The sequence below is a fragment of the Chlorobium sp. N1 genome (genome assembly GCF_004332115.1).
Lineage (GTDB): Bacteria > Bacteroidota > Chlorobiia > Chlorobiales > Chlorobiaceae > Chlorobium.
The window spans coordinates 536,620-562,509 of sequence record NZ_SJPA01000001.1 but is presented as its reverse complement, the minus strand read 5'-3'; the positions used below and the strand labels follow the sequence as shown (position 1 = coordinate 562,509).

Annotated in this window: 22 protein-coding genes; 9 read left to right on the top strand and 13 right to left on the bottom strand. The window is 63.8% G+C overall.

Annotated features, from left to right (window positions below):
- The first annotated feature begins 107 nt into the window (after positions 1-107).
- The 4 genes from purD (at position 108) to trpC (ending at position 4,208) form a co-directional block, all read left to right on the top strand.
- Entirely contained in the window at positions 108-1,391 is a 1,284-nt protein-coding gene (purD, locus tag E0L29_RS02530; protein WP_131354197.1) for a phosphoribosylamine--glycine ligase, read from the top strand.
- 40 nt (positions 1,392-1,431) lie between these two features.
- Positions 1,432-1,863, top strand: a complete 432-nt coding sequence (locus E0L29_RS02525; protein WP_131354195.1) for a M67 family metallopeptidase — start codon at positions 1,432-1,434, stop codon at positions 1,861-1,863.
- A gap of 83 nt (positions 1,864-1,946) precedes the next feature.
- Positions 1,947-3,425 (top strand): carbamoyl-phosphate synthase large subunit, encoded by a 1,479-nt coding sequence (gene carB / locus E0L29_RS02520; RefSeq protein ID WP_131354193.1) that lies wholly within the window; start codon positions 1,947-1,949, stop codon positions 3,423-3,425.
- A gap of 15 nt (positions 3,426-3,440) precedes the next feature.
- A complete protein-coding gene (gene trpC, locus E0L29_RS02515; protein WP_131354191.1) occupies positions 3,441-4,208 on the top strand; it encodes an indole-3-glycerol phosphate synthase TrpC in 768 nt (255 codons plus the stop codon).
- Positions 4,209-4,228: 20 nt separating this feature from the next.
- Here trpC and rpe read toward each other — a convergent pair whose 3' ends face one another.
- The 6 genes from rpe to pheA form a co-directional block, all read right to left on the bottom strand.
- The gene (rpe, locus tag E0L29_RS02510) at positions 4,229-4,894 is read right to left on the bottom strand and encodes a ribulose-phosphate 3-epimerase (protein WP_131354189.1); all 666 of its coding nucleotides are present in this window, start codon (positions 4,892-4,894) and stop codon (positions 4,229-4,231) included.
- A gap of 44 nt (positions 4,895-4,938) precedes the next feature.
- Positions 4,939-7,116 carry a BamA/TamA family outer membrane protein gene (locus E0L29_RS02505; RefSeq protein WP_131354187.1) on the bottom strand — a complete coding sequence of 726 codons (2,178 nt, stop codon included), beginning with the start codon at positions 7,114-7,116 and terminating at the stop codon, positions 4,939-4,941.
- 66 nt (positions 7,117-7,182) lie between these two features.
- Positions 7,183-7,410: a DUF2795 domain-containing protein gene (locus tag E0L29_RS02500; protein WP_131354185.1), complete on the bottom strand. Its 228-nt coding sequence runs from the start codon at positions 7,408-7,410 to the stop codon at positions 7,183-7,185.
- A 29-nt stretch (positions 7,411-7,439) separates the two neighbouring features.
- Positions 7,440-8,153 carry a M23 family metallopeptidase gene (locus tag E0L29_RS02495; RefSeq protein ID WP_242664245.1) on the bottom strand — a complete coding sequence of 238 codons (714 nt, stop codon included), beginning with the start codon at positions 8,151-8,153 and terminating at the stop codon, positions 7,440-7,442.
- A gap of 149 nt (positions 8,154-8,302) precedes the next feature.
- Complete coding sequence (polA, locus tag E0L29_RS02490; RefSeq protein WP_131354181.1) at positions 8,303-11,134, bottom strand: DNA polymerase I; 2,832 nt, start codon at positions 11,132-11,134, stop codon at positions 8,303-8,305.
- Complete coding sequence (gene pheA, locus E0L29_RS02485; protein ID WP_131354179.1) at positions 11,131-11,973, bottom strand: prephenate dehydratase; 843 nt, start codon at positions 11,971-11,973, stop codon at positions 11,131-11,133. The genes polA and pheA overlap by 4 nt, the downstream gene beginning before the upstream one ends.
- Before the next feature lie 176 nt (positions 11,974-12,149).
- Here pheA and E0L29_RS02480 point away from each other — a divergent pair, with 176 nt between their 5' ends.
- The 3 genes from E0L29_RS02480 to E0L29_RS02470 are packed head-to-tail and all read left to right on the top strand — an operon-like array spanning position 12,150 to position 14,039.
- Positions 12,150-12,902, top strand: a complete 753-nt coding sequence (locus tag E0L29_RS02480) for a YebC/PmpR family DNA-binding transcriptional regulator (protein ID WP_131354177.1) — start codon at positions 12,150-12,152, stop codon at positions 12,900-12,902.
- Positions 12,903-12,906: 4 nt separating this feature from the next.
- On the top strand, positions 12,907-13,482 hold the full coding sequence (gene ruvC, locus E0L29_RS02475) for a crossover junction endodeoxyribonuclease RuvC (RefSeq protein WP_131354175.1): 576 nt from the start codon (positions 12,907-12,909) through the stop codon (positions 13,480-13,482).
- A gap of 2 nt (positions 13,483-13,484) precedes the next feature.
- Positions 13,485-14,039, top strand: a complete 555-nt coding sequence (locus E0L29_RS02470) for a CDP-alcohol phosphatidyltransferase family protein (protein ID WP_131354173.1) — start codon at positions 13,485-13,487, stop codon at positions 14,037-14,039.
- Between the two features lie 99 nt (positions 14,040-14,138).
- On the opposite strand, the gene E0L29_RS02465 is transcribed toward E0L29_RS02470, so the two are convergent.
- Together E0L29_RS02465 and E0L29_RS02460 are read right to left on the bottom strand one after the other, a co-directional pair.
- Positions 14,139-15,551, bottom strand: a complete 1,413-nt coding sequence (locus E0L29_RS02465) for a bifunctional UDP-3-O-[3-hydroxymyristoyl] N-acetylglucosamine deacetylase/3-hydroxyacyl-ACP dehydratase (RefSeq protein WP_131354171.1) — start codon at positions 15,549-15,551, stop codon at positions 14,139-14,141.
- A 127-nt stretch (positions 15,552-15,678) separates the two neighbouring features.
- Positions 15,679-16,485, bottom strand: a complete 807-nt coding sequence (locus tag E0L29_RS02460; protein WP_131354169.1) for an inositol monophosphatase family protein — start codon at positions 16,483-16,485, stop codon at positions 15,679-15,681.
- A 177-nt stretch (positions 16,486-16,662) separates the two neighbouring features.
- Here E0L29_RS02460 and E0L29_RS02455 point away from each other — a divergent pair, with 177 nt between their 5' ends.
- A complete protein-coding gene (locus E0L29_RS02455; RefSeq protein ID WP_131354167.1) occupies positions 16,663-17,145 on the top strand; it encodes a TspO/MBR family protein in 483 nt (160 codons plus the stop codon).
- 87 nt (positions 17,146-17,232) lie between these two features.
- On the opposite strand, the gene acs is transcribed toward E0L29_RS02455, so the two are convergent.
- A complete protein-coding gene (gene acs, locus E0L29_RS02450; protein WP_131354165.1) occupies positions 17,233-19,239 on the bottom strand; it encodes an acetate--CoA ligase in 2,007 nt (668 codons plus the stop codon).
- Here acs and E0L29_RS11485 point away from each other — a divergent pair.
- On the top strand, positions 19,121-19,390 hold the full coding sequence (locus E0L29_RS11485) for a hypothetical protein (protein ID WP_165498781.1): 270 nt from the start codon (positions 19,121-19,123) through the stop codon (positions 19,388-19,390). The two genes, acs and E0L29_RS11485, sit on opposite strands and share 119 nt — an antisense overlap.
- Positions 19,391-19,392: 2 nt before the next feature.
- Here the strand turns inward: E0L29_RS11485 and leuS are convergent, their stop codons facing one another.
- From leuS to rsmI, 4 genes are all read right to left on the bottom strand, one after another.
- On the bottom strand, positions 19,393-21,813 hold the full coding sequence (leuS, locus tag E0L29_RS02445) for a leucine--tRNA ligase (RefSeq protein ID WP_131354163.1): 2,421 nt from the start codon (positions 21,811-21,813) through the stop codon (positions 19,393-19,395).
- A 108-nt stretch (positions 21,814-21,921) separates the two neighbouring features.
- Positions 21,922-24,108: a polyribonucleotide nucleotidyltransferase gene (locus E0L29_RS02440; protein ID WP_131354161.1), complete on the bottom strand. Its 2,187-nt coding sequence runs from the start codon at positions 24,106-24,108 to the stop codon at positions 21,922-21,924.
- A gap of 148 nt (positions 24,109-24,256) precedes the next feature.
- Complete coding sequence (gene panC / locus E0L29_RS02435; protein ID WP_131354159.1) at positions 24,257-25,108, bottom strand: pantoate--beta-alanine ligase; 852 nt, start codon at positions 25,106-25,108, stop codon at positions 24,257-24,259.
- Complete coding sequence (rsmI, locus tag E0L29_RS02430; protein WP_131354157.1) at positions 25,092-25,829, bottom strand: 16S rRNA (cytidine(1402)-2'-O)-methyltransferase; 738 nt, start codon at positions 25,827-25,829, stop codon at positions 25,092-25,094. The genes panC and rsmI overlap by 17 nt, the downstream gene beginning before the upstream one ends.
- Positions 25,830-25,890 lie beyond the last annotated feature (61 nt).

Below are 25,890 nucleotides of genomic sequence, written 5' to 3'. Positions count from 1 at the left end.
ATTGTTTTTTTTGCCCGCTCTGCCTTATATACAAGCTATCCGCATTGCGGCTGGAAGTAATGTAACACTCCCCGGCCGATAAACCGCCCTCTTAGAACTCGAGCAACATGAAGGTACTTATCATCGGCAGCGGCGCGCGCGAACATGCGATGGCATGGGCGGCGTCACAGAGCCCCCGCGTGGAACGGGTTTACGCCGCACCCGGCAACGGCGGTACCGCCATGATGCAGGGCAAGGTCGAGAACGTCGCGCTGAAGGCCGTCGATCTCGACGGCCTGCTCGCCTTCGCCCGCCGGGAGCAGATAGATCTGACGGTCGTCGGCCCAGAGCAGCCGCTCGAAGCGGGTCTGGTCGACCTGTTCCGCGAAGCCGGCATGAAGATCGTCGGCCCCACGAAAGCGGCCGCCAGGCTCGAGAGCAGCAAGGTCTTCGCCAAGGATTTCATGCGCCGCCATCGCATCCCGACGGCGGGCTACCACGTGTTCCGCTCGAAAGAGGAGGCGCTCTCCTATCTCGACGGCCTCTCCTCCGGCTCCTGGCCGCAGGTGCTCAAGGCCAGCGGACTCTGTGGCGGCAAGGGCGTCATCATCGCCCCGGACGTCGAGACCGCCCGCAGCGCCGTCCATGAGATGTTCGACGACCGCATCTTCGGCAGCGCGGCCGACGAGGTCGTCGTCGAGGACTTTCTTACAGGAGAGGAGGCGAGCGTCTTCGCCCTCACCGACGGCACCTCCTACCGCCTCTTCCTGCCCGCCCAGGACCACAAGCGCATCGGCGAGGGCGATACCGGCAAGAACACCGGCGGCATGGGTGCCTACGCCCCTGCTCCGCTCGTCACTCCCGAGGTGATGTGGACGGTGGAGGAGCGCATCATCCGTCCGACGCTCGACGGCATGAAGGCCGAGGGGTGCCCCTTCACCGGGTTCCTCTATGTCGGGCTCATGATCGACGGGGGCGAGCCCTCCGTCGTCGAGTACAATGCCCGGCTCGGCGACCCCGAGACCCAGGTGGTGCTTCCGCTCCTGAAGAGCGATTTCGTCGACGCCCTGATGGCGAGCGTCTCGGGAGAGCTCTGGGATGCCGACTTCGAGATGCATCCCGGATCGGCCGCCACCGTCGTCATGGCCAGCGGCGGCTATCCCGACAGCTATCCGACCGGCCTTCCCGTCACCATCGACCCCTCGCTCTCCTCGATGCCCGAGTGCACCCTGTTCCATGCCGGCACGGCCTATGCCGACGGCCGGCTCACGACCGCCGGCGGGCGGGTCTTTTCGGTCACCGCCATGGGCCCCACCCTGAAGGAGAGCCTCGAGGCGGCCTACCGAGGCGTCGGGACAATCGATTTCGAGGGTGCGGTGTTCCGCCGCGACATCGGAGCCCGGGCCCTCTAGCCCTCAACCATACTCAACCGTCGCTTCCGTTTCCGCTGCAATGAAGATACCCCGCAGAGCCTTCGAGATCATCCAGGAACAGGCCTTCCGCGAACTGCCGCAGGAGTGCTGCGGGCTGTTTGCCGGCGTGCAGCACGTCGACCACCGGGGCAACATCGAGAACGTCGTCCATGAGGTGGCGCCTTGCCGCAACTGCCTCTACCACGGCCGCGAGAACGGCTTCGAGATCTCCCACAACGAATACTGCGACGTGGAGAAGGAGGCGCGCAGCCTCGGCTACACGATCGTCGGATCCTACCACTCCCACATCAACTCCCCGGCCGTGCCCTCCCTGCACGACGTCGATTTCGCCAGGCCCGGCCATACGATGCTCATCATCTCCTTTTCGGAGGGCCGCCCGAAAGAGGTCACCGCCTGGCTGCGCCGCCAGTCCGGCGGCTTCCACCAGGAGCAGATCCGCGTCGTCGAATGAGCGTTTGCGCTCGTGGCGGAGTGGGGGAATTTTAGTACATTACGGAACAGCGAAGTTTTAGAAGATCCTAACCCCAGATACCAGTGCCAAAGCGGGAAGACATCAAGTCCATTCTAGTGATCGGAGCCGGTCCGATCGTCATCGGCCAGGCGTGCGAGTTCGACTATTCGGGTACCCAGGCCTGCCGGGCCCTCAAGGAGGACGGCTACCGGGTCATCCTGGTCAACAGCAACCCTGCGACCATCATGACCGACATCGAGCTGGCCGACGCCACCTACATCGAGCCGATCACCCCGGAGTACGTCCAGAAGATCATCGAGAAGGAGAAACCCGACGCACTGCTGCCGACCATGGGCGGCCAGACGGCGCTCAACACCGCGGTGAGCCTTGCCGAGTCCGGCATCCTCGAGCGCAACGGCGTCGAGCTCATCGGCGCGAAGCTCCGGGCCATCCGCAAGGCGGAGAACCGCGAGCTCTTCAGCGACGCGATGAAGAAGCTCGGACTGGAGATGGCCAAGGGATTCTTCGTCCGCAACGAAAAGGAGGCCCGCGACGCCCTCGAGGAGATCGGCCTGCCGATCATCATCCGCCCCTCCTTCACGCTCGGCGGCACGGGCGGCGGGTTCGCCGAGACCAAGGCCGATTACTACGAGGTCGTCCGCCGCGGCCTTGCCGAGAGCCCGATCGGCGAGGTGCTCGTCGAGGAGTGCCTCTTCGGCTGGAAGGAGTTCGAGCTTGAGGTCATCCGCGACCTGGCCGACAACGTCATCATCGTCTGCAGCATCGAGAACGTCGACCCCATGGGCGTTCACACCGGCGACAGCATCACGGTGGCCCCCGCCCAGACCCTGACCGACCGCCAGTACCAGGAGCTGCGCGACGCTTCGGTGCGCATCATCCGCGAGATCGGCGTCGAGACCGGCGGCAGCAACATCCAGTTCGCCATCCATCCCGACAACGGCCGCATCGTCATCATCGAAATGAACCCCCGCGTCTCGCGCAGCTCGGCTTTGGCTTCGAAAGCGACCGGGTTCCCGATCGCCAAGGTGGCCGCAAAGCTCGCTGTCGGCTACACGCTCGACGAGATCCAGAACGACATCACCAAGTCGACCCCCGCCAGCTTCGAGCCGGCCATCGACTACTGCGTGGTGAAGGTTCCCCGCTGGGATTTCGAGAAGTTCAAGAACGTCGACTCGCGCCTCGGCGTGCAGATGAAGTCGGTCGGCGAGGTGATGGCCTTCGGCCGCAACTTCCGCGAGGCGCTCCAGAAGTCGCTGCGCGGCCTGGAGATCGGGCGCGCCGGCCTCGGCTCCGACGGCAAGGACCTCATGAACATCGTCGACATGACGCCGCAGCAGAAGAAGTTCGCCAAGGACGACGTCCTCGAGAAGATCAAGATCCCGAGGGCCGACCGCATGTTCTACCTTCGCTACGCCTTCCAGGCCGGTGCGACGGTAGACGAGATATACCATGCGACCGGGATCGACCGCTGGTTCCTCGACAACATCCGCGAGATCGTGGAGTTCGAGGACGGCCTGAGAGAGCTGGCTGCGGCCGACTGAGCGGGACCCTCCGGGATGACCTACCTTTCAAGGATACTCGAGGAGAAGCGGCGCGAGGTGGAGGCGCTCAGGCCCTTACGGCCGGAGGCGCGTTTCCTCGAGCTCTCCGCTTCGCTCCCGGCCTGCCGGGGCTTTGCCGCGGCGCTTTCCAAAGAGGGCGTGCGGCTCATCGCGGAGGTGAAGAAGGCCTCCCCGTCGCGCGGGGTCATCGTCCATGATTTCGATCCGGTGAAGATCGCCCTCCGCTACCATGAAATCGGCGCATCGGCCCTTTCGGTGCTGACCGACCGGCAGTTCTTCCAGGGCTCCGGGGAGTACCTCCGCCGGGTTTCTGAAGCCGTGCCGCTTCCGGTGCTCCGCAAGGATTTCATTGTCGACGGGGCACAGATCTTCGAGTCGCGCCTCATGGGTGCCGACGCCATCCTCCTCATCGTGGCGGCCCTCGATTCCCGCCAGCTCTGCGACTATCTGCAGATCGCCGGGGAAATCGGCCTCGACGTGCTCGTCGAGGTGCACGACCGCAGGGAGCTCGACACCGCTGCCGCAGCCGGCGCCACCCTCATCGGCGTGAACAACCGCAACCTGAAGGACTTCTCGGTCGATCCCGGGACCTCCGTCGCACTTCGCCCCCATTTCCCCTCCGGGGCCATTGCGGTCTCAGAGAGCGGCCTGAAGACGGCCTCCGACATCCGGCTCGTCCGCGACGCCGGGTTCCAGGCGGTCCTTATCGGCGAGGGCCTGCAGACGAACCCCGAGCTGCAGGAGCTCGGCTGGCCCGCCTGAGAGTCCCTTTTCCTCTTTCCTTACCGAGACGCGCTTTTGATCTTCCCGGCCGCGGCCCTGGGGTCGGCCGCCCTGAAGAACGCCGTACCGGCGATCAGCGCGTCGGCGCCCGCCTTGACAACCTCATCGGCATTTTCCTCGGTCACGCCGCCGTCGACGGCGATGACGAGTTCGGGATTCAGCTCACGGCGCATCCTGTCGAGCTTTCCGATCTTCTCGATCGAGGCGGGAATGAACTTCTGTCCGCCGAAGCCGGGGTTGACCGACATCAGGAGGACGAGGTCGAGGTCGGGGAGAATCTCCTCGAGCGTCGAGACCGGGGTTGCGGGGTTGAGCGAGACGCCCGCTTTCGCCCCGAGGCTCTTGATGTACTGAATGGTGCGGTGCAGGTGCGGGCAGGTCTCCTGGTGGACGGTGACTTGGTGGGAGCCGGCCTTGACGAACTCCTCGATGTAGCGGTCGGGGTCGGAGATCATGAGGTGGGTGTCGACGACCATCGAGGTGTTTTTCGCGATGGCCTGGACGACGATCGGGCCGAAGGTGATGTTCGGCACGAAGTGCCCGTCCATGATGTCGCAGTGGATCCAGTCGGCTCCGGCGTCTTCGGCGGTTTTGAGGGCGGCGCCGAGGTTCATGAGGTCTGCCGAGAGGATCGACGGGGCAAGGAGGGTGGTCTGTGAGGCCATATCGCTGAGCTGTTTAGGGGATGGAAAAAGAGTTGTTCAAATAATCAAAACGCTTCGCCAATTCCAAAGTTGAAGGTGGCTCCTCCGGCTCCGAGGAGCCAGGGATCCGGCGCTGCCGGATCGTGCAGCTTCCAGGCGAAGTCGAAGCGGAAGGGGCCGATCGGGGATCCGATCCTGAGGCCGAGGCCCAGGTCCCATGCGAAGTCCCGGGTGAGTGAGTCGAGACTGAAGGCGTAGGGCCCCTTGCGGTTCCAGATGTTGCCGGCGTCGGTGAAGAAGGTGACGCCGGACTCCTGGCCGAAGAGCCGGAAGAACTTCAGCCGGTATTCCATTGCGAGCTCCACCTTGACGTCGGCGCCGAAGTTGGCGGCCGCTTCGCTCGAACTGCTGCCGGGACCGAGCGTGTTGAAGAGCCAGCCGCGCATGCTGTTCGATCCGCCCGCGTAGAACCGGCGTTCCTCGGGAGTGGTTTCCGCCTTTCCGTACGGTGCCATCCATCCCACGTCCAGCTTGCCGGCGAGCCGGCTTTTCGATGTAAGCGGCCGATCGAAGGTGACGCGGGTGTCGGCCTTGACGTACTGCGAGTAGGTGGTGCCGAAGATCTGCGGATCGCTGTCGGCGAACCCGCTGTAGCTTTTCCTGTCGATGTACTCGTCGACGAGCCATGGGATGGCGCCGGCCTGTTCGAGGAGCAGGTCGGTCTTCCATATCGTTTTCATTGGGCGCAGCGGGTCGCGGTTCGAACGGCTGTACCGGAGCCGGAAGGTCTGGTTGACGTGGGCGTCGAGCAGGCTGTCGAGTCCTGCGCTGACGGCCGCCTCATCGGTATGGTCGATGCCGATGTTCTCGGCCAGCTCGGTGCGGAAGAGCGTGCCGAACCCCCTGAGGGAGTCTTTCTGCACCCATTCGATGTCGAAGAAGTCGAAGTCGATGCGCCCTTTCTTTCCTGTCGCGGCACTGTAGCTCCCCCGTACGAGGGCGTTGGTGCTGGTCAGCAGGACCGGCTGGCGGCTCCTCGAGTATTCAGCCGAGGCGCTGTAGTAGTTGCCGGGTTTCCTGAGGACCGGCAGGAGCAGGGTGTTCTTCAGCCGCAGCTCATAGGGGACGACGGGGTCGTAGTCGCTTTCCGGGATGTTGGCGAGCAACGAGTTGCTCGAGCCGAGCTGCGAGCCGTACTCGGTCGAGGTGCGGAGCTGCTCGGCGCCGCCGAAGAGGTTCCTGTTCTCGTAGGCCAGGGCGCCGCCGAGAAAGAGCGATCCGTAGCGGTTGTCTGCGAGGATCTTGGGTTCGATCTGGTGTTTCGGTGCCGGCTCGAGGTGGACGGTGCTGTAGAGCCTGCCGTCCCTGACGGAGTCCTGCTGGATGTAGATCGAGCTGAAGATGCCGGTCGAGCCGAAGTTCTCGAGGGTCTTCTGTTCCCGGCTCTGGCGCGTGAGCATGCCCGGCCGGAAGTCGATGGCCGAGGTGATGAGTACCGGCAAGACCTTCTGGCCACCGGCGATCCGGACGCTGAGGGAGTCCTGCTCGAACTCCCCGGGGGCTTTCGTGCTCTTTCGCTGGAGCGGGTTGTGGACGACGGCCGCGACCCCGCCGTAGTGCAGGCGGCGTGGCAGGTGCAGCATCATCTGGACTCCGGCTCTGGTTCCGACGGTGTCGACGCGGATGCGGAGGCTGTCCTCGTTGAAGAAGGCGTAGCCGTGCTCGCGGAAGAATGCGAGGCTGCGGTCACGCTCGTTGATGAGCTTCTCGACCGAGAAGATCGCACCCGTCTCGAGGAGCGCGCCTTCGAGGTAGGTCCGCCGGAGTGAGTCCGGCGCTGTTTCGAGGCCGAGGTAGGAGAGGGTGTCGATGCGTGTCGGTTCGTTCTCGCGGATGCTGATGTCGATGTCGATCCTTTTTCCACCGTTCTTCTCGGTCAGGTGCGGGTCGAGGTCCGCGAAGAAATACCCCTTGTAGGTGTAGAGCTTCCTGAGGAGCGTGAGGTCCTTTTCGAAATTCTCCTCATTGAACGGCTGGCGGTTCTTCGCAAAGATGCCGAGCCCGAAGAGGGATTTCCGGGGAGCGGTCATGATGACCTGCAGCAGCTCCCGGTCGGTGACGGCGCGGTTGCCGATGAAGCGGACGTCGCCGACGTAGGGGGTGTTCTCTGGAGGGGTTTTCGCGGAGGCAGCGGCTTCAGCGTGGAGCCGCTCCGGTACCGATGCCAGCATGAGGAGCGTCATGAGGCATACGACAACCGCTGAAAATGGGGGGCGGGCTAAAAAAAAAATGAAGGGCGGCGTTCCATCCTAGCTGAGCATTTCCTCGTCGCCGTAGCAGAAGTCTTCATCGGTCGGGTAGTCGGGCCATATTTCATCGATGCTCTCGTACATCTCGTCGCTCTCGGGCAGGTCCTGCAGGTTTTCGACGACCTGCTGCGGAGCGCCGGTCCTGTTGGCGTAGTTGATCAGTTCGTCCTTCGTTACCGGCCATGGCGCATCAGCGATGTAGCGAGCAAGATCAAGATTCCAGTACATACTTCAGTCTGTTGTGTTGTTCATTGTGTTTAGGAGTTCGAGTCGATCGCTTCGGCCGAAGGCTGCTGGATGGTGATGAACCTGTCGGGGTTGTCGGCATCGAAGAAGTAGGCGGCCGGATCGACCCTGACGCCGTCCTTGTGGACCTCGTAGTGGAGGTGTGGGCCGGTCGAGATGCCGGTATTGCCCGAAAGTGCGATGACCTCTCCGCGGCGGATCTTCTGGCCCTGCCGGACGAGGGACTTCGACAGGTGGGCATAGGTGGTCGAGTAGCCGAAGCCGTGGTTGATGATCACCTTCTGCCCGTAGCCCTTCTCGTAGCCGGAAAAGGCTACGGTGCCGTTGCCGGTGGCTGCGACGGGAGAGCCTTCCGCGGCCGAGAAATCGATGCCCGTATGGAACATCCTCCGGTTGTAGATGGGGTGTTTGCGGTAGCCGAATCCGCTCGTGATGGATCCGCCGACGGGGCGGACGTTCGGTATGCAGGCGAGGAAGACCGATGCGGCGGGTTCTTCAGCGGGTGCTGCGGGTGCTGATGCGGCTGCTTCCGGGGTGTCCATCTGCCGGATCATCTCTTCGATCATGATCTCCGTGCCGGAGGGCTTGCCCGCTGCCGTGGCCGGGGTTTCGGCCGGGAGTGCAGGGGTGGGCGCCATGAATGCCGATGCCGTGAGGATGACGGCCGCCATGGCCTGACGGGCGAACGGGAGCCGCGAGGGCCGGAACGCCTGTAGGAGTCTCATGTGTCCCCGGGGGACATCTGGCCGTTTTGTTACGAACATGCGGTGTATGGATACGGTGTCTCGAGCGGGAAGCGCCTCACGAATTCTGGAATATAGAAAAAGTTTTTCGTATAACGGCATGCCCGCCTTCCTTTCGCCGAAAGCCCCGTTCAGTGCGCTTCGAGCCAGTTTTTCCCCGTTCCGATGTCGACCGTGACGGGGACGTTCCGGAGTCCGCAGACTGCGGCCGCTTCCGTCATCGCCGTTTCGACGAGCGAGGAGAGCGCCTCCTTTTCTTCAGGGGGGGTTTCGAAGACCAGCTCGTCGTGAACCTGCAGGAGCATCTGCGAACGCATGCCGGCGGTTTCGATCCGCTCGCTGCAGAGGTTCATGGCGCATTTGATGATGTCGGCCGCCGTCCCCTGGATCGGGGTGTTCATGGCCGCCCGCTCGGCGGCCTTCTGCACGTTCGCGTTCCGGCTCGTGAGGTCGCCGAGGTAGCGCCTGCGTCCGAGCAGGGTGGTGACGAAGCCGTTCTCCCTGCCCTCCCGGACGATCTGCTCGAGGGCCTCGAAGAGCCCCGGATACTTCTGGCGGTAGGTGTCGATGATCTCCCTGGCTTCGTTCCTCGGGATGTTCAGCCGCTTTGAGAGCCCGAAGGGCTGGATGCCGTAGAGCACGCCGAAGTTGACCTCCTTGGCCTTGCGGCGCATGTCGGAGGTGATCTCCTCCGTGTCGAAGATGACCCGGGCCGTTGCGAGGTGGATGTCTTCGCCGTTACGGAACGCTTCGATCAGTTTCGGGTCTTTCGAGATCTCCGCGGCGATGCGCAGCTCGATCTGCGAGTAGTCGGCCGAGAGGAGGAGGTTACGGTCTTCGGTCGGGATGAACGCCTTGCGGATCTCGCGGCCGAGTGCCGTGCGGATCGGGATGTTCTGCAGGTTCGGGTTCGACGAGGAGAGCCGCCCGGTGGCCGTGACGTGCTGGTTGAAGGAGGTATGCACCTTCCCGGTGCGGGGGTTCACCATCTTCGGGAGCGCGTCGATATAGGTACTCTTGAGCTTCTGCAGGCTGCGGTAGTCGAGCAGGTCGCCGACGATGGGGTGGAGGGGGGCGAGCTCCTCGAGCACCTCCACGTTCGTCGAGAACCCGGTCTTGGTCGTTTTCTTCGTCGGAAGCCCGAGAACGTTGAAGAGGATGTTCGAGAGCTGCTTGGGAGAGTCGATGTTGAACGTGGTGCCGGCCGCGGCGTGGATCTTCTCGGTGAGGAGTTCGAGCTGGCTGCCGACCGCCGTCGAGGTCTCTTCGAGGTGTTTGAGGTCGATGCTGATCCCGCGGTGCTCCATGGCCGCAAGCACGCGGACCAGCGGGAACTCGATCTGCCGGCAGAGCTCCAGGAGCCGGGGCTCACGTTCGAGGCTTTGCTCGAAGACCCCTTCGAGCTGCAGGGCCACGTCGGCGTCCTGGCAGGCGTAGTCGGTGAGCCTGCCGGGTTCGACGTCGTAGATGTGCAGCCGGTTCTTTCCCGTGCCGGTGAGCTCGTCGTACTTGGTGGTCCTGAGCCGGAGGTGTGCGGCGGCAAGGTCGTCGAGGTTGTGCTTGGCGTCGGGGTCGAGCACGTAGCTGGCCAGCATCGTGTCGAAGGCGACCGGCTGGAGTTCGAGCCCGTAGCTTTTCAGGACGAGGATGTCGTACTTGAGGTTCTGGCCGGTCTTGGCTATGGCCGGGTTCTCGAGGAGCGGGCGGAGGATTTCGATCGAGCGCGTGCGCTCGAGCCGGGTGCCTGCGAAGGAGATGAAGCGGGCCGAGTGCGGTTCGGCCGAGATCGAGATGCCGGCAAGTTCGGCCTTGAAGGTGTCGAGCGAGGTCGTTTCGGTGTCGACGGCGATTTTTTCTTTTTTCAGCATTTCCGAGACGAAGGCCCCGAGCTCTTCTTCAGTCGAGATCATGCCGTAATCGGCTCCGTCGCGGGGGTCGCCGAGCGTTTCCTGCGGGTCGTCCCCTTCCGTTTCGCCGGTCGGGCCGCGCTCCTCGCTCCCTGCCAGGGGGCCGATTTCCGGAAAGGCCAGGGGCAGGCGCGAGGCGATGGTTTTGAGCTCGAGCCTGCCGAGCAGTTCGAGCAGCTCCCGTCGCTCCGGCGTGGTGCAGGCGAGCTCGTCGAGCGTGACTTCGAGTTCCAGGTCGGTGCGGATGGTGACCAGGTCGGTGATGAGCTCGAGGCGGGGCCGGAACTCCTCGAGGCTCTTGCGGGCTTTCGGCGTGAGCTCGCCGATGTGGCGGTAGGCCTCTTCGATCGAGCCGAAGCGCAAAAGCAGCGAGGCCGCGGTTTTCGGTCCGATGCCCTGGGCTCCGGGGATGTTGTCGGAGGTGTCGCCGGTGAGGGTGAGGAACTGGGTGAACTGTTCCGGCGGCACGCCGAACTGTTCGCGTACCTCCTCGGGGCCCATCAGCTGCAGCTCGTTCTGGTTTTTCGTGGGCCGGAGGAGCCGCACCCCGTCGTGGACGAGCTGGGCGAGATCCTTGTCTGGGCTGACGATGTAGATGCTGCATTCTTTCTCGAACTGCCGTGCCGCGGTGCCGATGAGGTCGTCGGCCTCGTAGCCCGGGGTGCGCAGGATCGGGATCCTGAGGGCCCGGAGGAGCTCGAAGAGTGGTTCTATCTGGCCCGTCATCTCTTCCGGCGGGGCCTCCCTGTTGGCCTTGTACTCCCCGAATAGGTCGTGGCGGAAGGTCTTTTCGCGACTGTCGAACGCGGCGGCGAGGTAGCGGGGATGGTAGGTCTCGTAGATGCGCAGCAGGGTCGAGAGGAAGCCGAAGAGCGCTCCGGTCGGCTGGCCGTCGCGGGTTTTCATGCCGGCCCTGAGAAGGGCGAAGTAGGCCCGGTAGAGCAGGGCCATGCCGTCGATGAGGAAGAGCTCGGGCCGGTCGCCGGAGGGCGGTGGCGGCGTTTCCCGCACGCTGTCCCCGTCGCCTCCGAACATGCTGAACTGGCGGTCGTTCATGGCGCCACCACCCCGTAGCTGCCGAACACCCTGACCATGGTGGCGAACTCCTGGAGGTGGGAGAGGGCGTGCTGTATCGGGGCGTCGTCGCGGTGTCCGATGACGTCGACGTGGAAGAGGTACTCGAAGGCCTTCTGGCGGAACGGTCGGGACTCGATCTTGGTCAGGTCGATGTCGCGCAGGGCCATGGTGGCCAGCGCCTTGAAGAGCGAGCCCTGCTGGTTCGGCAGGGTGAAGGCGATGGAGGTCTTGTACTGGCCGGTGCCGTAAGCGGGGATGTCTTCGATCGAACCGGGGTGTTCGGAGTGGGTGATGCAGAAGAACCGGGTGATGTTCCACTCCTCGTCCTGCAGGTTCTCCCGGAGGATGTCGAGCCCGTAGAGCTCGCCCGCGCGCTTCGAGGCGATGGCCAGTTTCGAGCGGTCCTTCTCCTCGGCGATCATCTTGGCGCTGCCGGCGGTGTCGTAGGCGGCCTCCTCATGGAGGTTCGGGTGCGTGCGGAAGAAGTTGCGGCACTGTGCGAGCGCCTGCGGGTGCGAGAGGACGCGGCCGGCCATTTCCAGCGACGAACCCGGGAGGCCGAGCAGGCAGTGCTCGACCTTCACGAAGGTTTCGGCGGCGATCATGACCGGATGCTCGAGCAGGAGGTCGTAGTTGCGGTGGATGCTTCCCCCGAGCGAGTTTTCCATCGGTATGACGGCGAAGTCCGCCCTGCGCTCCTCGACGGCCGAGAAGACCTCCTCGAAGGAGCTGCAGGGAAGGGGACGGCCGAGGCGGAGTGCGGCGATCTCGCTGTAGGCTCCGGGCTCGCCCTGATAGGCGATCGTCAGGTTTGTCATTGATTTCTCTTGTGATTAACTTACACCAAAGCCGGCACTTTCGGTTTTATTTAAAGAAAATAAATCTATTATCATAGGACGGGCGCACCGATGCGCCTATGCAGCCTCTCTTTCCCGGGCGCGCCGGAGGATTCCTCGGGCCTCTCCGGGGTACAACCACTACAGTAGTTTGCATCATGTCAGGACACAGTAAATGGGCCACCATCAAACGCAAGAAGGCGGCCACCGATCAGAAACGGGGCAACCTCTTCACCAAGCTGGTCAAGGAGATCACCATCGCGGCCAAGATGGGCGGCGGAGACCCTGCGGGCAACCCACGGCTGCGCCTCGCCATCGACACGGCGCGCGCCAACTCGATGCCGATGGACAACATCCAGCGCGCCGTCAAGAAGGGGACCGGCGAGCTCGAGGGCGTTACCTACGACGAGATCACCTATGAGGGATACGGCCCGGCCGGCATCGCCCTCATCATAGAGACCGCGACCGACAACCGCAACCGCACCGTCGCCGACATCCGCCACATCATGAGCCGCAACAACGGTTCGCTCGGCGAGAGCGGCAGCGTCAGCTGGATGTTCCAGCGCAAGGGCAGCATCGAGGTCCCCGTCTCGGCCTGCGACGAGGAGGCCCTCATGGAGGCGCTGCTCGACGCCGGGCTCGAGGATCTCTCCAGCGACGGCGGCGAGAACTACACGGTCCTGACCGACGTGCGCGACCTGGAGGCGGCCAAGCAGGCGCTCGAGGCGCAGGGGATCCCCTACGAGAACGCGAAAATGGACTTGATCCCGGAAAATTACATCGAGCTCGAGGCCGAGGACGCCCGCAAGGTCATCAAGCTGATCGACGCCCTGGAGGACAACGACGACGTCCAGGCCGTCTACAGCAACATGGAGATCAGCGAGAGCGCGATGAACAGCCTGGAAGACTAGGCGGATGGTCGTGCTGGGGATCGATCCGGGCAGCCTCAGCACCGGCTACGGGGTGGTGTCGGAGGATCGGGGGACGTACCGCATGCTCGAATGCGGCGTCATCCGGCTCAGCCCCCGCAAAAGCCACCCGGAACGGATCGGGGAGATCTTCGGGGCGCTCGGCGAGCTCATCGCCCGTTTCGGACCCGGTCGGATCTCCATCGAGACGGCCTTCGTCGGCCGCAACGTGCAGTCGGCCCTCAAGCTCGGCCAGGTCAGGGGGGCGGTGATGGCTCTCGGCGCGAGCCGCGGCCTCGAACTCTCTGAGTACGCCCCCCGGGAGGTGAAGCTGGCCCTGACGGGACGTGGCGGCGCATCCAAGGAGCAGGTCGCCGGCATGGTGGCCAGGGTGCTCGGCCTTGGTGCCGTGCCGAAGCCGCTCGACGTGACCGATGCCCTCGCCCTCGCCCTCTGCGACATGCAGCGCCGGGGGGCGGGCGCGCCGAAGCTCCAGAGAAAGGCCCACTCCCGGAAGGGTGGTGGCTGGACGGAATTCATCCGGGCGTGTCCCGATCTCGTTGTTGAACCTTTAAAGCGTTAGCCGTGCAGGGGCACATCTTCAACCTTCCCAATTTCCTGAGCTTCCTGCGGATCCTCCTGATCCCCTGGTTCCTCTGGTTCTTCCACAACGGCAGGACGGACGTCGCCATCGTCATCATGATCGTGGCCGTGCTCTCCGACTGGTTCGACGGCCAGGCGGCGCGCTGGACCAACGAGGTCTCCGAGATGGGCAAGATCCTCGACCCGCTGGCCGACAAGCTCTGCCTGGCCAGCGTCGCCCTCTACTTTCTCTGGGTCGGCCAGCTGCCTCTCTGGTTCGTCCTTTTCGCCGTGCTCCGCGACCTCCTGATCTTTTCCGGTGCCGCCTGGGTCCGCCACCACCACCAGGTCGTGGTGACCTCCCTCTGGCCCGGGAAATGGGCTGTCGGCTTCGTCTCCATGCTCTTCATCACGATGGTCTGGCCGAATCCCCTTTTCCTGCGCTGGCCCGTGAAGGAGTTCTTCCTCTATCTCTCGGCCGTCATGCTCTTCTACTCCTTCGTCCTCTACTGCATCCGCTTCTGGCGCATCCACAAGGGCCTTTCCTACAAGTCCTGAAGGCGCATCCTTCCTTCCCCGGCAGAACGCAAAAGGCCTCCGTGTCGTACGGAGGCCTTTTCTCGTTGAATCCTGTTCCGGGCCTTTGGCCGGGAGCGCTTACTTCTTCTCTCCGGGCTTGTCCATGACGGTTGCCATCAGCGAGGCTTCGCAGACGAGTTCACCGCGGACGAACGCCTTGGCGTCGAACTGGCAGACGCTGCGGCGCATGTTGGTCATGACGGCTTCGATAACGAGCGTGTCGCCCGGAAGGACCGGCTTGCGGAAGCGGGCCTTGTCGATGGCCATGAAGTAGACCACGCTCTCCTTGGTGTTGTTCTTGCCGTTGAGCATCATGATGCCGCCGGTCTGGGCCATCGCTTCGATGATGAGCACGCCGGGCATGACCGGGTTGCCGGGGAAGTGGCCCTGGAAGAAGGGCTCGTTCATGGTGACGTTCTTGATCGAGACGATCTTCTCGTCGAGCTTGAACTCCACGATCTTGTCGATGAGCAGGAACGGGTAGCGGTGCGGCAGGATGTTCTGGATCGCGTTGATGTCGAAGATGACGCCGGCTTTCTTCTCGTGCTGGTACTGGCGGGCGAGCTTGTTGCGGTCGGCGTATTTTTTCAGCTGGCGGACGAACTCGACGTTCGAGGCGTGGCCGGGACGGGCGGCGAGGATCTGCGCCTTGACCGGCATGCCGAGCAGGGCGATGTCGCCGAGCAGGTCGAGGAGCTTGTGGCGCGCCGGCTCGTTCTTGAAGCGCAGCTCGCGGTTGTTGAGGATGCCGTTTTGGCCGAGGGCGAGATGGTCGCTTTCGACGCCGAGCTTTTCGCTGAGCTTGTGCAGCTCGTCCTTCTCCATCTTCTTGTCGATGATGACGATGGCGTTGTCGACGTCCCCTCCCTTGATGATGCCTTGGTTGGCCTGCGACTCCACTTCGCTGAGGAAGCAGAAGGTACGGCAGGGGGAGAACTCCCTGAGGAACTCCTTCTCGAGGTTGAAGAGGCCCGAGTGCTGGGAGCCGAGGGCCGGGTTCTTGTAGTCGACCATGACGGTGGCGCGGAAGTCGTCGAGCGGAAGGGCGACGATGTCGACGCCGTTCTCGGTGTCGTGGTATTCGATGGTCTCGTCGATGACGAGGTAGTCCTTCGGTTCATCCTGCTCCTGGAAGCCGGCTCCGAGGAGGGCTTCGGCGAAGGGGTGGGAGCTGCCGTCCATGACGGGGGGCTCGGGGCCGCTCATCTCGATGCGGCAGTTGTCGATCTCGAGGCCGTAGAGGGCCGCCAGCACATGCTCGGTGGTGTGCACCTTGACGTCGCCGACGGCGATCGTCGTGCCGCGCAGCACGTCGACGACGTTGTCGATCAGCGCGGGGATCTCGGGGCTCTCGGCGATGTCGGTGCGGATGAACCGGTAGCCGTAGTTCGCCGGTGCAGGCTTGAAGGTGATCATGCATTCCTTGCCGGTGTGGAGGCCTGTGCCCCAGAGTGAAACCTCTTTCTGCAGGGTGCGCTGGTGGATGAGCATAGCGGTGGTTGTTAGCTCCCGTGCGCCTCTCATGGCGGCGGGAAATGATCCCCGACTTGCGGGGGGAAATATTCGAGACCTTCAAGATAATAAAGTGACGCCTCCTCTTCAAATCAGCAGCGTGGCCTCAGCCGGCTTCGGGGAAGTGCTTCCCGGCCATCCCGAGCAGGAGCGGATGGGTCTCGGGGTTGCCGGCGATGATGCTCCTTCTCCGGTAGACGTCCGTCTCCCCCCGGAAGTCGGTGACCGTGCCGCCGGCTTCGCGCACGAGCAGCACGCCGGCCGAGAAGTCCCACGGGTAGAGCACGTACTCCCAGAACCCGTCGAAGCGGCCGCAGGCGGTGTAGGCGAGGTCGACGGCCGCAGAACCGGCGCGGCGGATGCCGGCCGACACCCTGACGACGTCCTGCAGCATCGCCATGTAGGCCTCCATGTAGTGGTACTCCTTGAAGGGGAGGCCGGTGGCGATGAGCCAGCCTTCCTCCTCACGGCGGTCGGAGACCGAGATCCGCCGGCCGTTGAGGTAGGCTCCCCTGCCTTTTTCGGCCGTGAAGAGTTCGTCCTGCACCGGCTGGTAGACGACGCCGTGGGTCAGCCCTTCGCGTTCGTCCTTGAGGGCGATGCTGATCGAGAAGACGGGGAAGGAGTGGATGAAGTTCAGCGTGCCGTCGAGCGGATCGACGATCCAGGTCCTGCCGGAGCGCGCCTCGGCGGTGGTGCCCTCCTCGCAGAGCATGCCGTCCTCGGGAAAGGCCGCACGGATGATCCGGTTGATCTCGGCTTCGCAGGCCCTGTCGGTCTCGGTGACGAAGTCGCGGAAATCCTTCCGGTGGATCTCCCGGGTGGAGAGCTCCCCGAATTTCCTGAGGGTGATGGCTCCTGCGGCGCGGGCGGCCTCTTCGGCGACCTGCAACTCTTTCGGGGTCTCTTGCATGGCGGTTGGGACTATGGTTGATGCGGCTCTGCCGGCCAATATAAGCACTTCGGCCCGAAAAGTTCACCGACTGCCGGCCGGGCGATTCGGAAGTGCGGAATTATTCCCCCCTCTGTGTATGTTGTTGTACGATACAGTGCAGTTTTTCTTACCCTTAACCCGCTTACCCCACCTTCGATGAAACAGCTCAATCCGCTTTACACGGCAGGAAGCCTCGCTCTCTGTTTCCTGTTCGCCTACCTGGGAAGCCTCTTCACTCCCGTTCCCGGTTCGGAGTGGTACTACCAGATCCTCCAGCGCCCCTCCTGGAACCCGCCCGACTGGCTCTTCCCTCCGGTCTGGAGCCTGCTTTTTCTCATGATGGCGATCTCGTTCTCGCTGGTGCTCACGAAAGGCGCGCCCGGCGGCAGGGTGCCGTGGGCCGCAGTGTCGGTCTTCCTCCTGCAGCTGCTCCTGAACCTCGCCTGGTCGGCCTCCTTCTTCGGCCTGCACTCCCCGCAGCTGGCCCTCTTCGTCATCGTGCTGCTCTGGCTGATGATCGTCTCCACCATGGTGCAGTTCCGCTTCATTTCTCCGCTCGCCTCCTGGCTGCTCGTGCCGTACCTCCTCTGGGTGAGCTTCGCCTCCTATCTCAACTTCACCATCTGGCAGCTGAACTGATTCTCTCTTTCCGATGTGGCCATAACGAAGAAAAGCCCGGGATCGCCGGGCTTTTCTCGTTCTGCATGATGCGGAAAGGGGAGAGGATCAATCCTCGTCCTCCTTCTCGCGGAGGGTTTCGAGCACGCCGAAGTCCTCGAGCGTCGTGACGTCGCCCTTGACCTCGTTGCTCGTGGCAAGCTCGCGGAGCAGCCTGCGCATGATCTTGCCGCTGCGGGTCTTCGGCAGTCCCTTCGCCCAGCGGATCTCGTCGGGCTTGGCGATCGGGCCGATCTCCTTGGCCACGTGGTTGCGCAGCGCCTCGCGCAGCTTCATGTCGCCCTCGTACTCGTCCTTGAGGGTGACGAAGGCCACGAGCGCGTTGCCCTTGATCTCGTCGGGGCGGCTGACGACTGCGGCTTCCGCGACGGCCTCGTAGGAGACCAGGGCGCTTTCGACCTCGCTCGTGCCGAGGCGGTGTCCGGAGACGTTGACCACGTCATCGACGCGACCCATGATCCAGATGTATCCGTCTTCGTCCTTGCGGGCGCCGTCGCCGGTGAAGTACATGTCGTGGAACTCCGACCAGTAGGTCTCCTCGTAGCGCTTGTTGTCGCCGTAGATGGTGCGCAGCATCGAGGGCCACGGCCGCTTGATGACGAGGTACCCGCCCTCGTTCGGGCCGCAGGGGGTGCCGTCTTTCTGCACGACGTCGGCCATGATGCCGGGAAGCGGGCGGGTGGCGGTACCGGGCTTGGTCGGGGTCGCGCCCGGGAGGGGGGAGACCATGATGCCGCCGGTTTCGGTCTGCCACCAGGTGTCGACGATCGGGCACTTCTCCTGGCCGACCACCCTGTGGTACCACATCCAGGCTTCGGGGTTGATCGGTTCGCCGACCGTGCCGAGCAGGCGCAGCGAGCTGAGGTTGTGCTTGGTCACCCACTCGTCTCCGGCGCGGATGAATGCGCGGATGGCGGTCGGTGCCGTGTAGAGGATGGTGACCTTGTGGCGGTTGATGATGTCCCAGAAGCGGTCCCACTGGGGATAGTTCGGCGCGCCTTCGTACATGAGGAGCGTGGCGCCGTTGAGCAGCGGACCGTAGACGAGGTAGCTGTGGCCGGTGATCCAGCCGACGTCGGCCGTGCACCAGTAGATGTCGTCGTCACGGATGTCGAAGACGTAGCGGAAGGAGCTGGCGGCGTGCACCATGTAGCCGGCGGTGGTGTGCAGGATGCCCTTCGGCTTGCCGGTCGAACCGCTCGTGTAGAGCACGAAGAGCGGATGCTCGGACTCGACCTCGACCGGATCGCTCTCGTCGGAGGCGAGGCCCATGAGGTCGTGCCACCAGTGGTCCATGCCGTCGTGCATCATGATGTCCTCTCCGGTCACCTTGAGGACGATCACGCTGCGCACCGACGGGGTGTTGACGATGGCCTCGTCGACGATGTTCTTGAGGTTGATCGAGCTTCCGCGGCGGCGGGTGCCGTCGCAGCAGATGACCAGCTTGGCGCGCGAGTCGTTGACGCGCTCGGTGATGGCGTGCGCCGAGAAGCCGGCGAAGATGACGTTGTGGACTGCGCCGACGCGGGCGCAGGCAAGGACGGCGATGATCAGCTCGGGGACCATGCCCATGTAGATGGCCACGCGGTCGCCGGGCTTGATGCCGGCGATTTTCAGCACGTTGGCGAACTTCGAGACCTGACGGTGCAGCTCGCCGTAGGTGAGCACGCGCTGCTCGCCCTCTTCACCCTCCCAGATGATGGCGGCCTTGTTCTTGCGCCAGCTGTTTGCGTGGACGTCGACGGCGTTGTAGCAGATGTTGGTGGTGCCGCCCTGGAACCATTTGGCGTACGGGGTATTCCACTCGAGGACGCTGTCCCATTTCTTGAACCAGTGGAACTCTTCGGCAAGGCCCCCCCAGTAGGCATCGGGGTCTTTTTCGGCGTCGCGGCAGAGCGTTTCGTACTCATCCATAGACTTTATCCTGGCGTTGGATGTGAACGCAGCCGGAGGCGGGAACTTGCGCTTTTCAGACAGGACGGAGCTGATTGATTCTTTTGAGCTGGACGATGAGGCTGCCTGCCCCGCTGCTGTTTTTTTGTCGTCAGTAGCCATTGATCCCGATTTTAAAGGTGTTGAAAAAAAGTCCCTTGTGCGGCCTTCGGCCGCCTGGCAAACGTTATGGCGGATCGAAAAAGAATTTTACATAAAAAAAATATTACTGGCAATCACCGGTAGTGCAATACCGGTGATGTTGCCGGATTGATCTCACCCTTTTACGGCAAAGTTTACGAGTTTGGCGGGGACGACGATTTCTTTCATGATCGTCGCGCCTTCGAGGAACTTCCGGACGGACTCGACCGCCCTGGCCGATTCGAGCATCTCCTCCTTCGGCGTGCCGGCGGCGCACTGGAAGGTTCCCCTGAGCTTTCCGTTGACCTGGACGGCGATGGTCAGCACGTCGTCCACGGCAAGGGCCGGGTCGAAGTCGGGGAAGGGGACGCGGGCGATCGAGCCGGCATGGCCGAGCCCTTCCCAGAGTTCTTCTGCGATGTGCGGCGCGTAGGGGGCGAGCATCAGCACGAGGGTCTCGATCGCCTGCCTGCTGCGGCAGCCCGTCCTGTGCAGCTCGTTGACGAAGACCATCATCTCGGCGATGGCGGTGTTGAACTTCAGGTTCTCGGTATCCAGGCGGACCTTCCTGACGGTCTTGTGCATGCGGCGCAGGAGCTCGTCGGGCATCGCTTCCTCCCCGGGTGCAACGGCCGGGCCGTCGATGTCGGGGTGGACCAGGCGCCAGACGCGGCCGAGGAAGCGGCTCACGCCCTCGATGCCGTTGGTGTTCCAGGGCTTGACCTGCTCGAGGGGACCGAGGAACATTTCGTAGAGGCGGACGGCGTCGGCGCCGTACTTGTGGAGCACATGGTCGGCCGGGATGACGTTGCCTCTCGACTTCGACATCTTCTCGTTGTCCTCGCCGAGGATCATGCCCTGGTTGAAGAGCTTCTGGAACGGCTCTTTGGTGCTGACCACCCCGAGGTCGAAGAGCACCTTGTGCCAGAAGCGGGCGTAGAGCAGGTGCAGGACGGCGTGCTCTGCGCCTCCGATGTAAAGGTCGACGTTCATCCAGTACTGCTCCTCACCGGGGTCGACGAGCTTTTCGCGGTTCCGGGGGTCGATGAAGCGCAGGTAGTACCAGCAGCTGCCGGCCCACTGTGGCATGGTGTTGGTCTCGCGGCGGAACCTGCCGTGTTCGTCATGGCCGAAGAGCCACTCTTCGATGTTGGCCAGGGGCGACTCGCCCGTTTCGGTGGGCTGGTAGGCCTCCACTTCCGGAAGGCAGAGCGGCAGCTCCGTTTCGGCTTCGATCGAGCCGTCTTCGTAATGCTTGATCGGGATCGGCTCGCCCCAGTAGCGCTGGCGGCTGAAGATCCAGTCGCGCAGGCGGTAGTTGACCTTGCGCTCGCCGAGTTTCCTGGACTCGAGCCATGAGGCCATCCGTTCGAAGGCTTCCGGGAAGCGGAGCCCGTCGAGGCTGATTTCATCGTTGCTTGAGTTGACGGCGGTGCTGTCCTTGCCCTCGTAGACCTCCTCCAGGACGTCGTGCGGGCTTTTGACCACCTCGCGGATCGGGAGGCCGAACTTCTTGGCGAACTCCCAGTCGCGGCTGTCGTGCGCGGGGACCGACATGATCGCACCGGTGCCGTAGCTGGTGAGCACGAAGTCGGAGATCCAGACGGGCAGCGGCTCGTTGTTGACGGGGTTGATGGCGTAGGATCCGGTGAAGACGCCGGTCTTCTCCTTCTGCAGGCCGGTGCGCTCGAGCTCGGTCTTGAGCCTGGCCTCGGCGATGTAGCGCTTCACCTCGACCAGCTGCTGCGCCGTGGCGAGCTTCTCGGCCATGGGGTGCTCCGGCGAGATGACAAGGTAGGTCGCGCCGAAGAGCGTGTCCGGCCGGGTGGTGTAGACGCGCAGCATCCTGCGGTGGCAGCGGAGCTCGAAATCGACCTCCACGCCTTCCGAACGGCCGATCCAGTTGCGCTGCATCTGCTTGACGTTCTCCGGCCAGTCGAGCCCCTCGAGGTCCTCGAGCAGCCGCTCGGCGTAGGCGGTGATTTTCAGCACCCACTGGCGCAGCGGCCGGCGCACGACGGTGAGCCCTTCGGCCACCTTCTCCTCGACCTCCTCGTTGGCGAGCACCGCGCGGAGTTCGACGCACCAGTTGACGTCGACCTCTGACTGGTAGGCGAGCCCCATTTCGTAGAGCTTGAGGAAGATCCACTGGGTCCAGCGGAAGTAGTCGGGGTCGGTGGTGTTGATCTCCCGCGTCCAGTCATACGAGAAGCCCATCGACTGGAGGGTCTGGCGGAAGCTCGAGACGTTCTTCTCGGTCGTCAGGCGCGGGTGGGTGCCGGTACGGATGGCGAACTGCTCGGCGGGGAGGCCGAAGGCGTCCCATCCCATCGGGTGGAGCACGTTATGGCCGCGGCTGCGGCGGTAGCGGGCGACGATGTCGGATGCGGTGTAGCCTTCGAGGTGCCCGACGTGCAGTCCCGTGCCGCTCGGGTAGGGGAACATGTCGAGGACGTAGTATTTGGGCTTCTGGTGGCCCTCCTCGGCCCGGAACGTTGCGTGTTCCTGCCAGTAGGCCTGCCATTTCTTCTCAATCTGAGGAAAATCGTACTTCATCGTGTGTCTGCCGTGCTCCTGCTCCGGCCTGGTTGGGTTTGGTTGTCGGTTTCGGGAATAAAAAAAGCAGTGCAGGGTTCCTGCACTGCTTCTTCTCGTTCAGTGTGCTCAGCTGTTCTCGCCGGCGCCTTCGGTCACGGGCTCGTCCTCGACCGCCTTCATCGAGAGGGCGAAGCGGGTCTTGCCGGTCCTGGGATCCTTGCGGATGTCGACGAGCTTGACCTTGATGCGGTCCCCGACCTTCAGGTGGTCGCTGACTTTCGCGACCCGCTCCTTGGAGATCTCGGAGATGTGCACGAGGCCGTCGGTCTTGGGGATGAACTCGACGAAGGCGCCGAGCTCGTCGCGCACGTCGCGGACTTTGCCGACGTAGATGGTGCCGACCTCGGGCTTGGCGATGAGCGCCTTGATGATCTCGACGGCGGCCTTGGTGCCGTCGTTGTTCGAGCAGGCGATGGTGACCGTGCCGTCGTCGTCGATGTTGATCTCCGCGCCGGTCTCCTCGGTGATGCTGCGGATGGTCTCGCCGCCCTTGCCGATGATGAGGCCGATGGATTCCACCGGGACCTGGATCGAGGTGAGGCGCGGGGCGTATGTCGCGAGCTCCTCGCGTGCCGTCGGGATGGCCTCCTCCATCTTGTCGAGGATGTGGAAGCGGCCGCGCTTTGCCTGGGCCAGGGCGTTCTCGAGGATGTGGTAGTCCAGCCCGTCGATCTTGATGTCCATCTGGCAGGCCGTGATGCCCTCACGGGTGCCGGTCACCTTGAAGTCCATGTCGCCGAGATGGTCCTCGTTGCCGAGGATGTCGGAGAGGACCGCGTACTCCTCGCCGTCCTTGATGAGGCCCATGGCGATGCCCGAAACGGGCTTCTTCAGCGGGACGCCGCCGTCCATGAGGGCGAGGGTGCCGCCGCAGACCGAGGCCATCGACGAGGATCCGTTCGACTCGAGGATCTCCGAGACGATGCGGACGGTGTAGGGGAACTCCTGCTCGCCGGGGGCGACCATCCTGATGGCGCGCTCGGCAAGGTTGCCGTGGCCGATCTCGCGACGTCCGGTGGAACCGAGCCTGCCGACCTCGCCGACCGAGAAGGGCGGGAAGTTGTAGTGGAGCATGAAGCGCTTGTCGTTGTTGTTCGTCAGCGTGTCGACCGACTGCGCGTCCTTCTTGGTGCCGAGCGTGACGGCGACGAGCGCCTGGGTCTCGCCGCGGGTGAAGAGTGCCGAGCCGTGTGCGCGCGGCAGGACGCCGAGGTCGATCGTGATGGGACGCACCTGCTCGAGGTTCCTGCCGTCGAGGCGCTTGCCGTCGTCGAGGATCATGCGGCGCATGACCTTCTTCTCGATCGAGTGGATCTCCTCCTCGATGATGTGCTCGTTCAGGCAGAGTGCCTTCGAGCTGTCGGCGGCCAGCTCTTCGGCCGTGAGCGCGGCGCTGAAGTGCTCGATCGTCTGCTGGACGGTCTCGCCGTAGATCGCCTTGGTCTCATCGGCGCGCTCCTCCTTTGCGAGCGGCTTGTAGGCGAGCTCTTTCAGGCGGCTTTCGCAGGCGTTCTTGACGAACCCGGTGAGTTCCGAAGGGACCTGCAGCGGGGTGAAGGGGCGCTTGGGCTTTGCGACCGCGGCGGCAAGCTCGTCCTGCAGACGGCAGAGCTTCTTGATCGCCTCGTGGCCGAACTTGATGGCTTCGAGCATCTCGGCTTCGGAGATCTCCTGCATCTCGCCCTCGAGCATGCAGATGGTGTCGGCCGTTCCGCCGATCGAGATGTCCAGGTCGCTGTTCTCGAGCTCGTCGATGGTCGGGTTGATGACGAACATGCCGCCGGAGCGGCCGACGCGGACTTCCGACATGGCGTTGGCGAAGGGGATGTCGGAGACCATGATGGCCGCCGATGCCGCCAGGCCGCCGAGCACGTCGGCGTCGTTCTGCTGGTCGCTGGAGATGACGTTGATGATGACCTGGGTCTCATGGTAGTAGCCGTCCGGGAAGAGGGGACGCAGAGCGCGGTCGATGAGGCGGGCCGAAAGGATCTCCTTTTCCGAGGGGCGGGCTTCACGCTTGAAGAACCCTCCGGGGAACTTGCCTGCGGCATAGTATTTCTCGCGGTATTCAACCTGGAGCGGGAAGAAGTCCTGGTTGACCGAAGGGGCCTTCCTGCTGGAGACGACGGTGGCGATGACCATGGTGTCGCCCATACGGACCACGGTGGCGCCGTCGGCCTGCTTGGCCATCCTGCCGGTTTCGATCGAGATCGTTTTGCCGAGGCCGAGATCAATTTCTTTCGTGATAATCATAAAACTCGCTTGGATTGGTGATGGGAAAACGGTGTGCGGCCCGGTGCTTGCGCGGCCGCCGGCTTTCCGCCTGCATGGGGGCGGTATTGAAGCCTGTCTTTGAATATACTATAAAAAAGTTGTTTGCGGCATCTGCCGCGGGGTTCCCTCATGCGCGGAATTTCTCGTTGTCGATGAGCCGGACGCCGGTTGCGCGCACGGCGACGAGCAGGCGGTACTCACGTCCTTCCACGGCCTTTTCGGCAGGTTCGAACGTCTCCTCGTCGACGAAAGCCGCGTAGTCGAGCCCGAATCCGGTTGATTCGGTGATCATCCGCCCTGCTTCGGCTGCAGCGGCCGTGAGGCTCCGCTCCCCGGCTTCGACCATGCCTCCCGCGTGCAGGATGGCGCGGCGGATGACGGGAGCTTTCTGCCGCTCTTCGCCGGAGAGGTAGATGTTGCGGGAGCTGACGGCCAGGCCGTCCTCCTCGCGCACGGTCGGTGCCGCCAGGATCTCGACGTCCATCTGGAGGTCGCGCGTGAAGCGCCGGATGAGGGCGAGCTGCTGGGCATCCTTTTCTCCGAAGACCGCCACGTGCGGCCGGGTGATGTTCAGGAGCTTCGAGACGACGGTGGCCACTCCGTCGAAGTGGCCGGGGCGGAGCTCCCCTTCGAAGCGTTCGGTGATGCCGCGGCAGCTGACCGTGGTCCGGAACCCTTCGGGGTACATCGCCTCCGGCGCGGGGGCGAAGAGGTAGTCGACGCCGGCCGAGCGGGCCAGCGCCTCGTCCTTCTCGAACGGGCGGGGGTAGCGCTGGAAATCCTCTCCCTCGCCGAACTGCGACGGGTTGACGAAGAGGGTCATGATGACGGTACCGGCCTGCTGGCGGGCGAGCTTCACCAGGCTGAGATGCCCCTCGTGCAGGGCGCCCATCGTCATCACCACGCCGACGAGCTGCCGTCCCGTGCGGAGCTTCCCTGCGATGGCCTGCATTTCGGCGGGGTCAGTGATGGTCTGCATATCGGTCTGTCTTTTTAGGGTTCTTCTTCCTTTCGGGCGGGTGGACGGCCACGACGAACTCTCCCCTCGTCTTCGATTCGTTGAGCGCCCTGCGCATTTCCGGGATCGTGCCGCAGAGGTACTCCTCGTGCATCTTGGTCATCTCCCGGCCGATGAACACCTCGGCATCGGGGATGAGGGCCTCGAGTTCGTCGAGCAGCTTGTGGATGCGGAAGGGCGATTCGTAGAGCACGAAGGTCGCATCCATCGCCGCCAGTTGCTCGAGCCGGCTCTTGCGCCCCTTCTTGTGCGGCAGGAACCCCGCGAAATAAAAGCTGCTCGAGGGCAGCGGACAGACCGAGAGGACCGCCGTCAGGGCCGAGGGGCCGGGGACCGGGATGGCTGCGATGCCCCGTTCGTGGAGTGCGCGCAGCATCCCGTAGCCGGGGTCGCTGATGACCGGGGTGCCGGCATCGGTGACGAGGGCGACCTGGACGCCCTCCTCGAGCAGCGCGGCGACACGGTTGATGGCCTGGGCCTCGTTGTGGCTGTGGTAGCTGAGGAGCTTCTTTCCCTCGATGCCGAGGTGCTTGAGCAGGATGGATGTGCGGCGGGTGTCCTCGCAGGCGACGGCGCCGGCTTCGCGCAGGATTTCCACCGCCCTCAGGGTGATGTCACCAAGGTTGCCGAGCGGGGTGGCGACGACGAAAAGGGTGCCGCTGTGGTGCGTTTGGGTGCTCAAGGGCAGGATGATCCCGGGGGAAGGGCTTTGTTGTGGTAGTTTCAGAATGCTTTTAGTATAT

Excerpts from the sequence above, each read along its gene's own strand:
- E0L29_RS02440 (WP_131354161.1), bottom strand. The coding sequence starts at position 24,108 with ATGATTATCACGAAAGAAATTGATCTCGGCCTCGGCAAAACGATCTCG.
- E0L29_RS02525 (WP_131354195.1), top strand. The coding sequence starts at position 1,432 with ATGAAGATACCCCGCAGAGCCTTCGAGATCATCCAGGAACAGGCCTTC.
- leuS (WP_131354163.1), bottom strand. The coding sequence starts at position 21,813 with ATGAAGTACGATTTTCCTCAGATTGAGAAGAAATGGCAGGCCTACTGG.
- E0L29_RS02480 (WP_131354177.1), top strand. The coding sequence starts at position 12,150 with ATGTCAGGACACAGTAAATGGGCCACCATCAAACGCAAGAAGGCGGCC.
- purD (WP_131354197.1), top strand. The coding sequence starts at position 108 with ATGAAGGTACTTATCATCGGCAGCGGCGCGCGCGAACATGCGATGGCA.
- panC (WP_131354159.1), bottom strand. The coding sequence starts at position 25,108 with ATGCAGACCATCACTGACCCCGCCGAAATGCAGGCCATCGCAGGGAAG.
- rpe (WP_131354189.1), bottom strand. The coding sequence starts at position 4,894 with ATGGCCTCACAGACCACCCTCCTTGCCCCGTCGATCCTCTCGGCAGAC.
- polA (WP_131354181.1), bottom strand. The coding sequence starts at position 11,134 with ATGAACGACCGCCAGTTCAGCATGTTCGGAGGCGACGGGGACAGCGTG.
- pheA (WP_131354179.1), bottom strand. The coding sequence starts at position 11,973 with ATGACAAACCTGACGATCGCCTATCAGGGCGAGCCCGGAGCCTACAGC.
- trpC (WP_131354191.1), top strand. The coding sequence starts at position 3,441 with ATGACCTACCTTTCAAGGATACTCGAGGAGAAGCGGCGCGAGGTGGAG.
- E0L29_RS02500 (WP_131354185.1), bottom strand. The coding sequence starts at position 7,410 with ATGTACTGGAATCTTGATCTTGCTCGCTACATCGCTGATGCGCCATGG.
- acs (WP_131354165.1), bottom strand. The coding sequence starts at position 19,239 with ATGGCTACTGACGACAAAAAAACAGCAGCGGGGCAGGCAGCCTCATCG.
- E0L29_RS02505 (WP_131354187.1), bottom strand. The coding sequence starts at position 7,116 with ATGACGCTCCTCATGCTGGCATCGGTACCGGAGCGGCTCCACGCTGAA.
- E0L29_RS02465 (WP_131354171.1), bottom strand. The coding sequence starts at position 15,551 with ATGCTCATCCACCAGCGCACCCTGCAGAAAGAGGTTTCACTCTGGGGC.
- E0L29_RS02495 (WP_242664245.1), bottom strand. The coding sequence starts at position 8,153 with ATGAGACTCCTACAGGCGTTCCGGCCCTCGCGGCTCCCGTTCGCCCGT.
- ruvC (WP_131354175.1), top strand. The coding sequence starts at position 12,907 with ATGGTCGTGCTGGGGATCGATCCGGGCAGCCTCAGCACCGGCTACGGG.
- E0L29_RS02455 (WP_131354167.1), top strand. The coding sequence starts at position 16,663 with ATGAAACAGCTCAATCCGCTTTACACGGCAGGAAGCCTCGCTCTCTGT.
- E0L29_RS02460 (WP_131354169.1), bottom strand. The coding sequence starts at position 16,485 with ATGCAAGAGACCCCGAAAGAGTTGCAGGTCGCCGAAGAGGCCGCCCGC.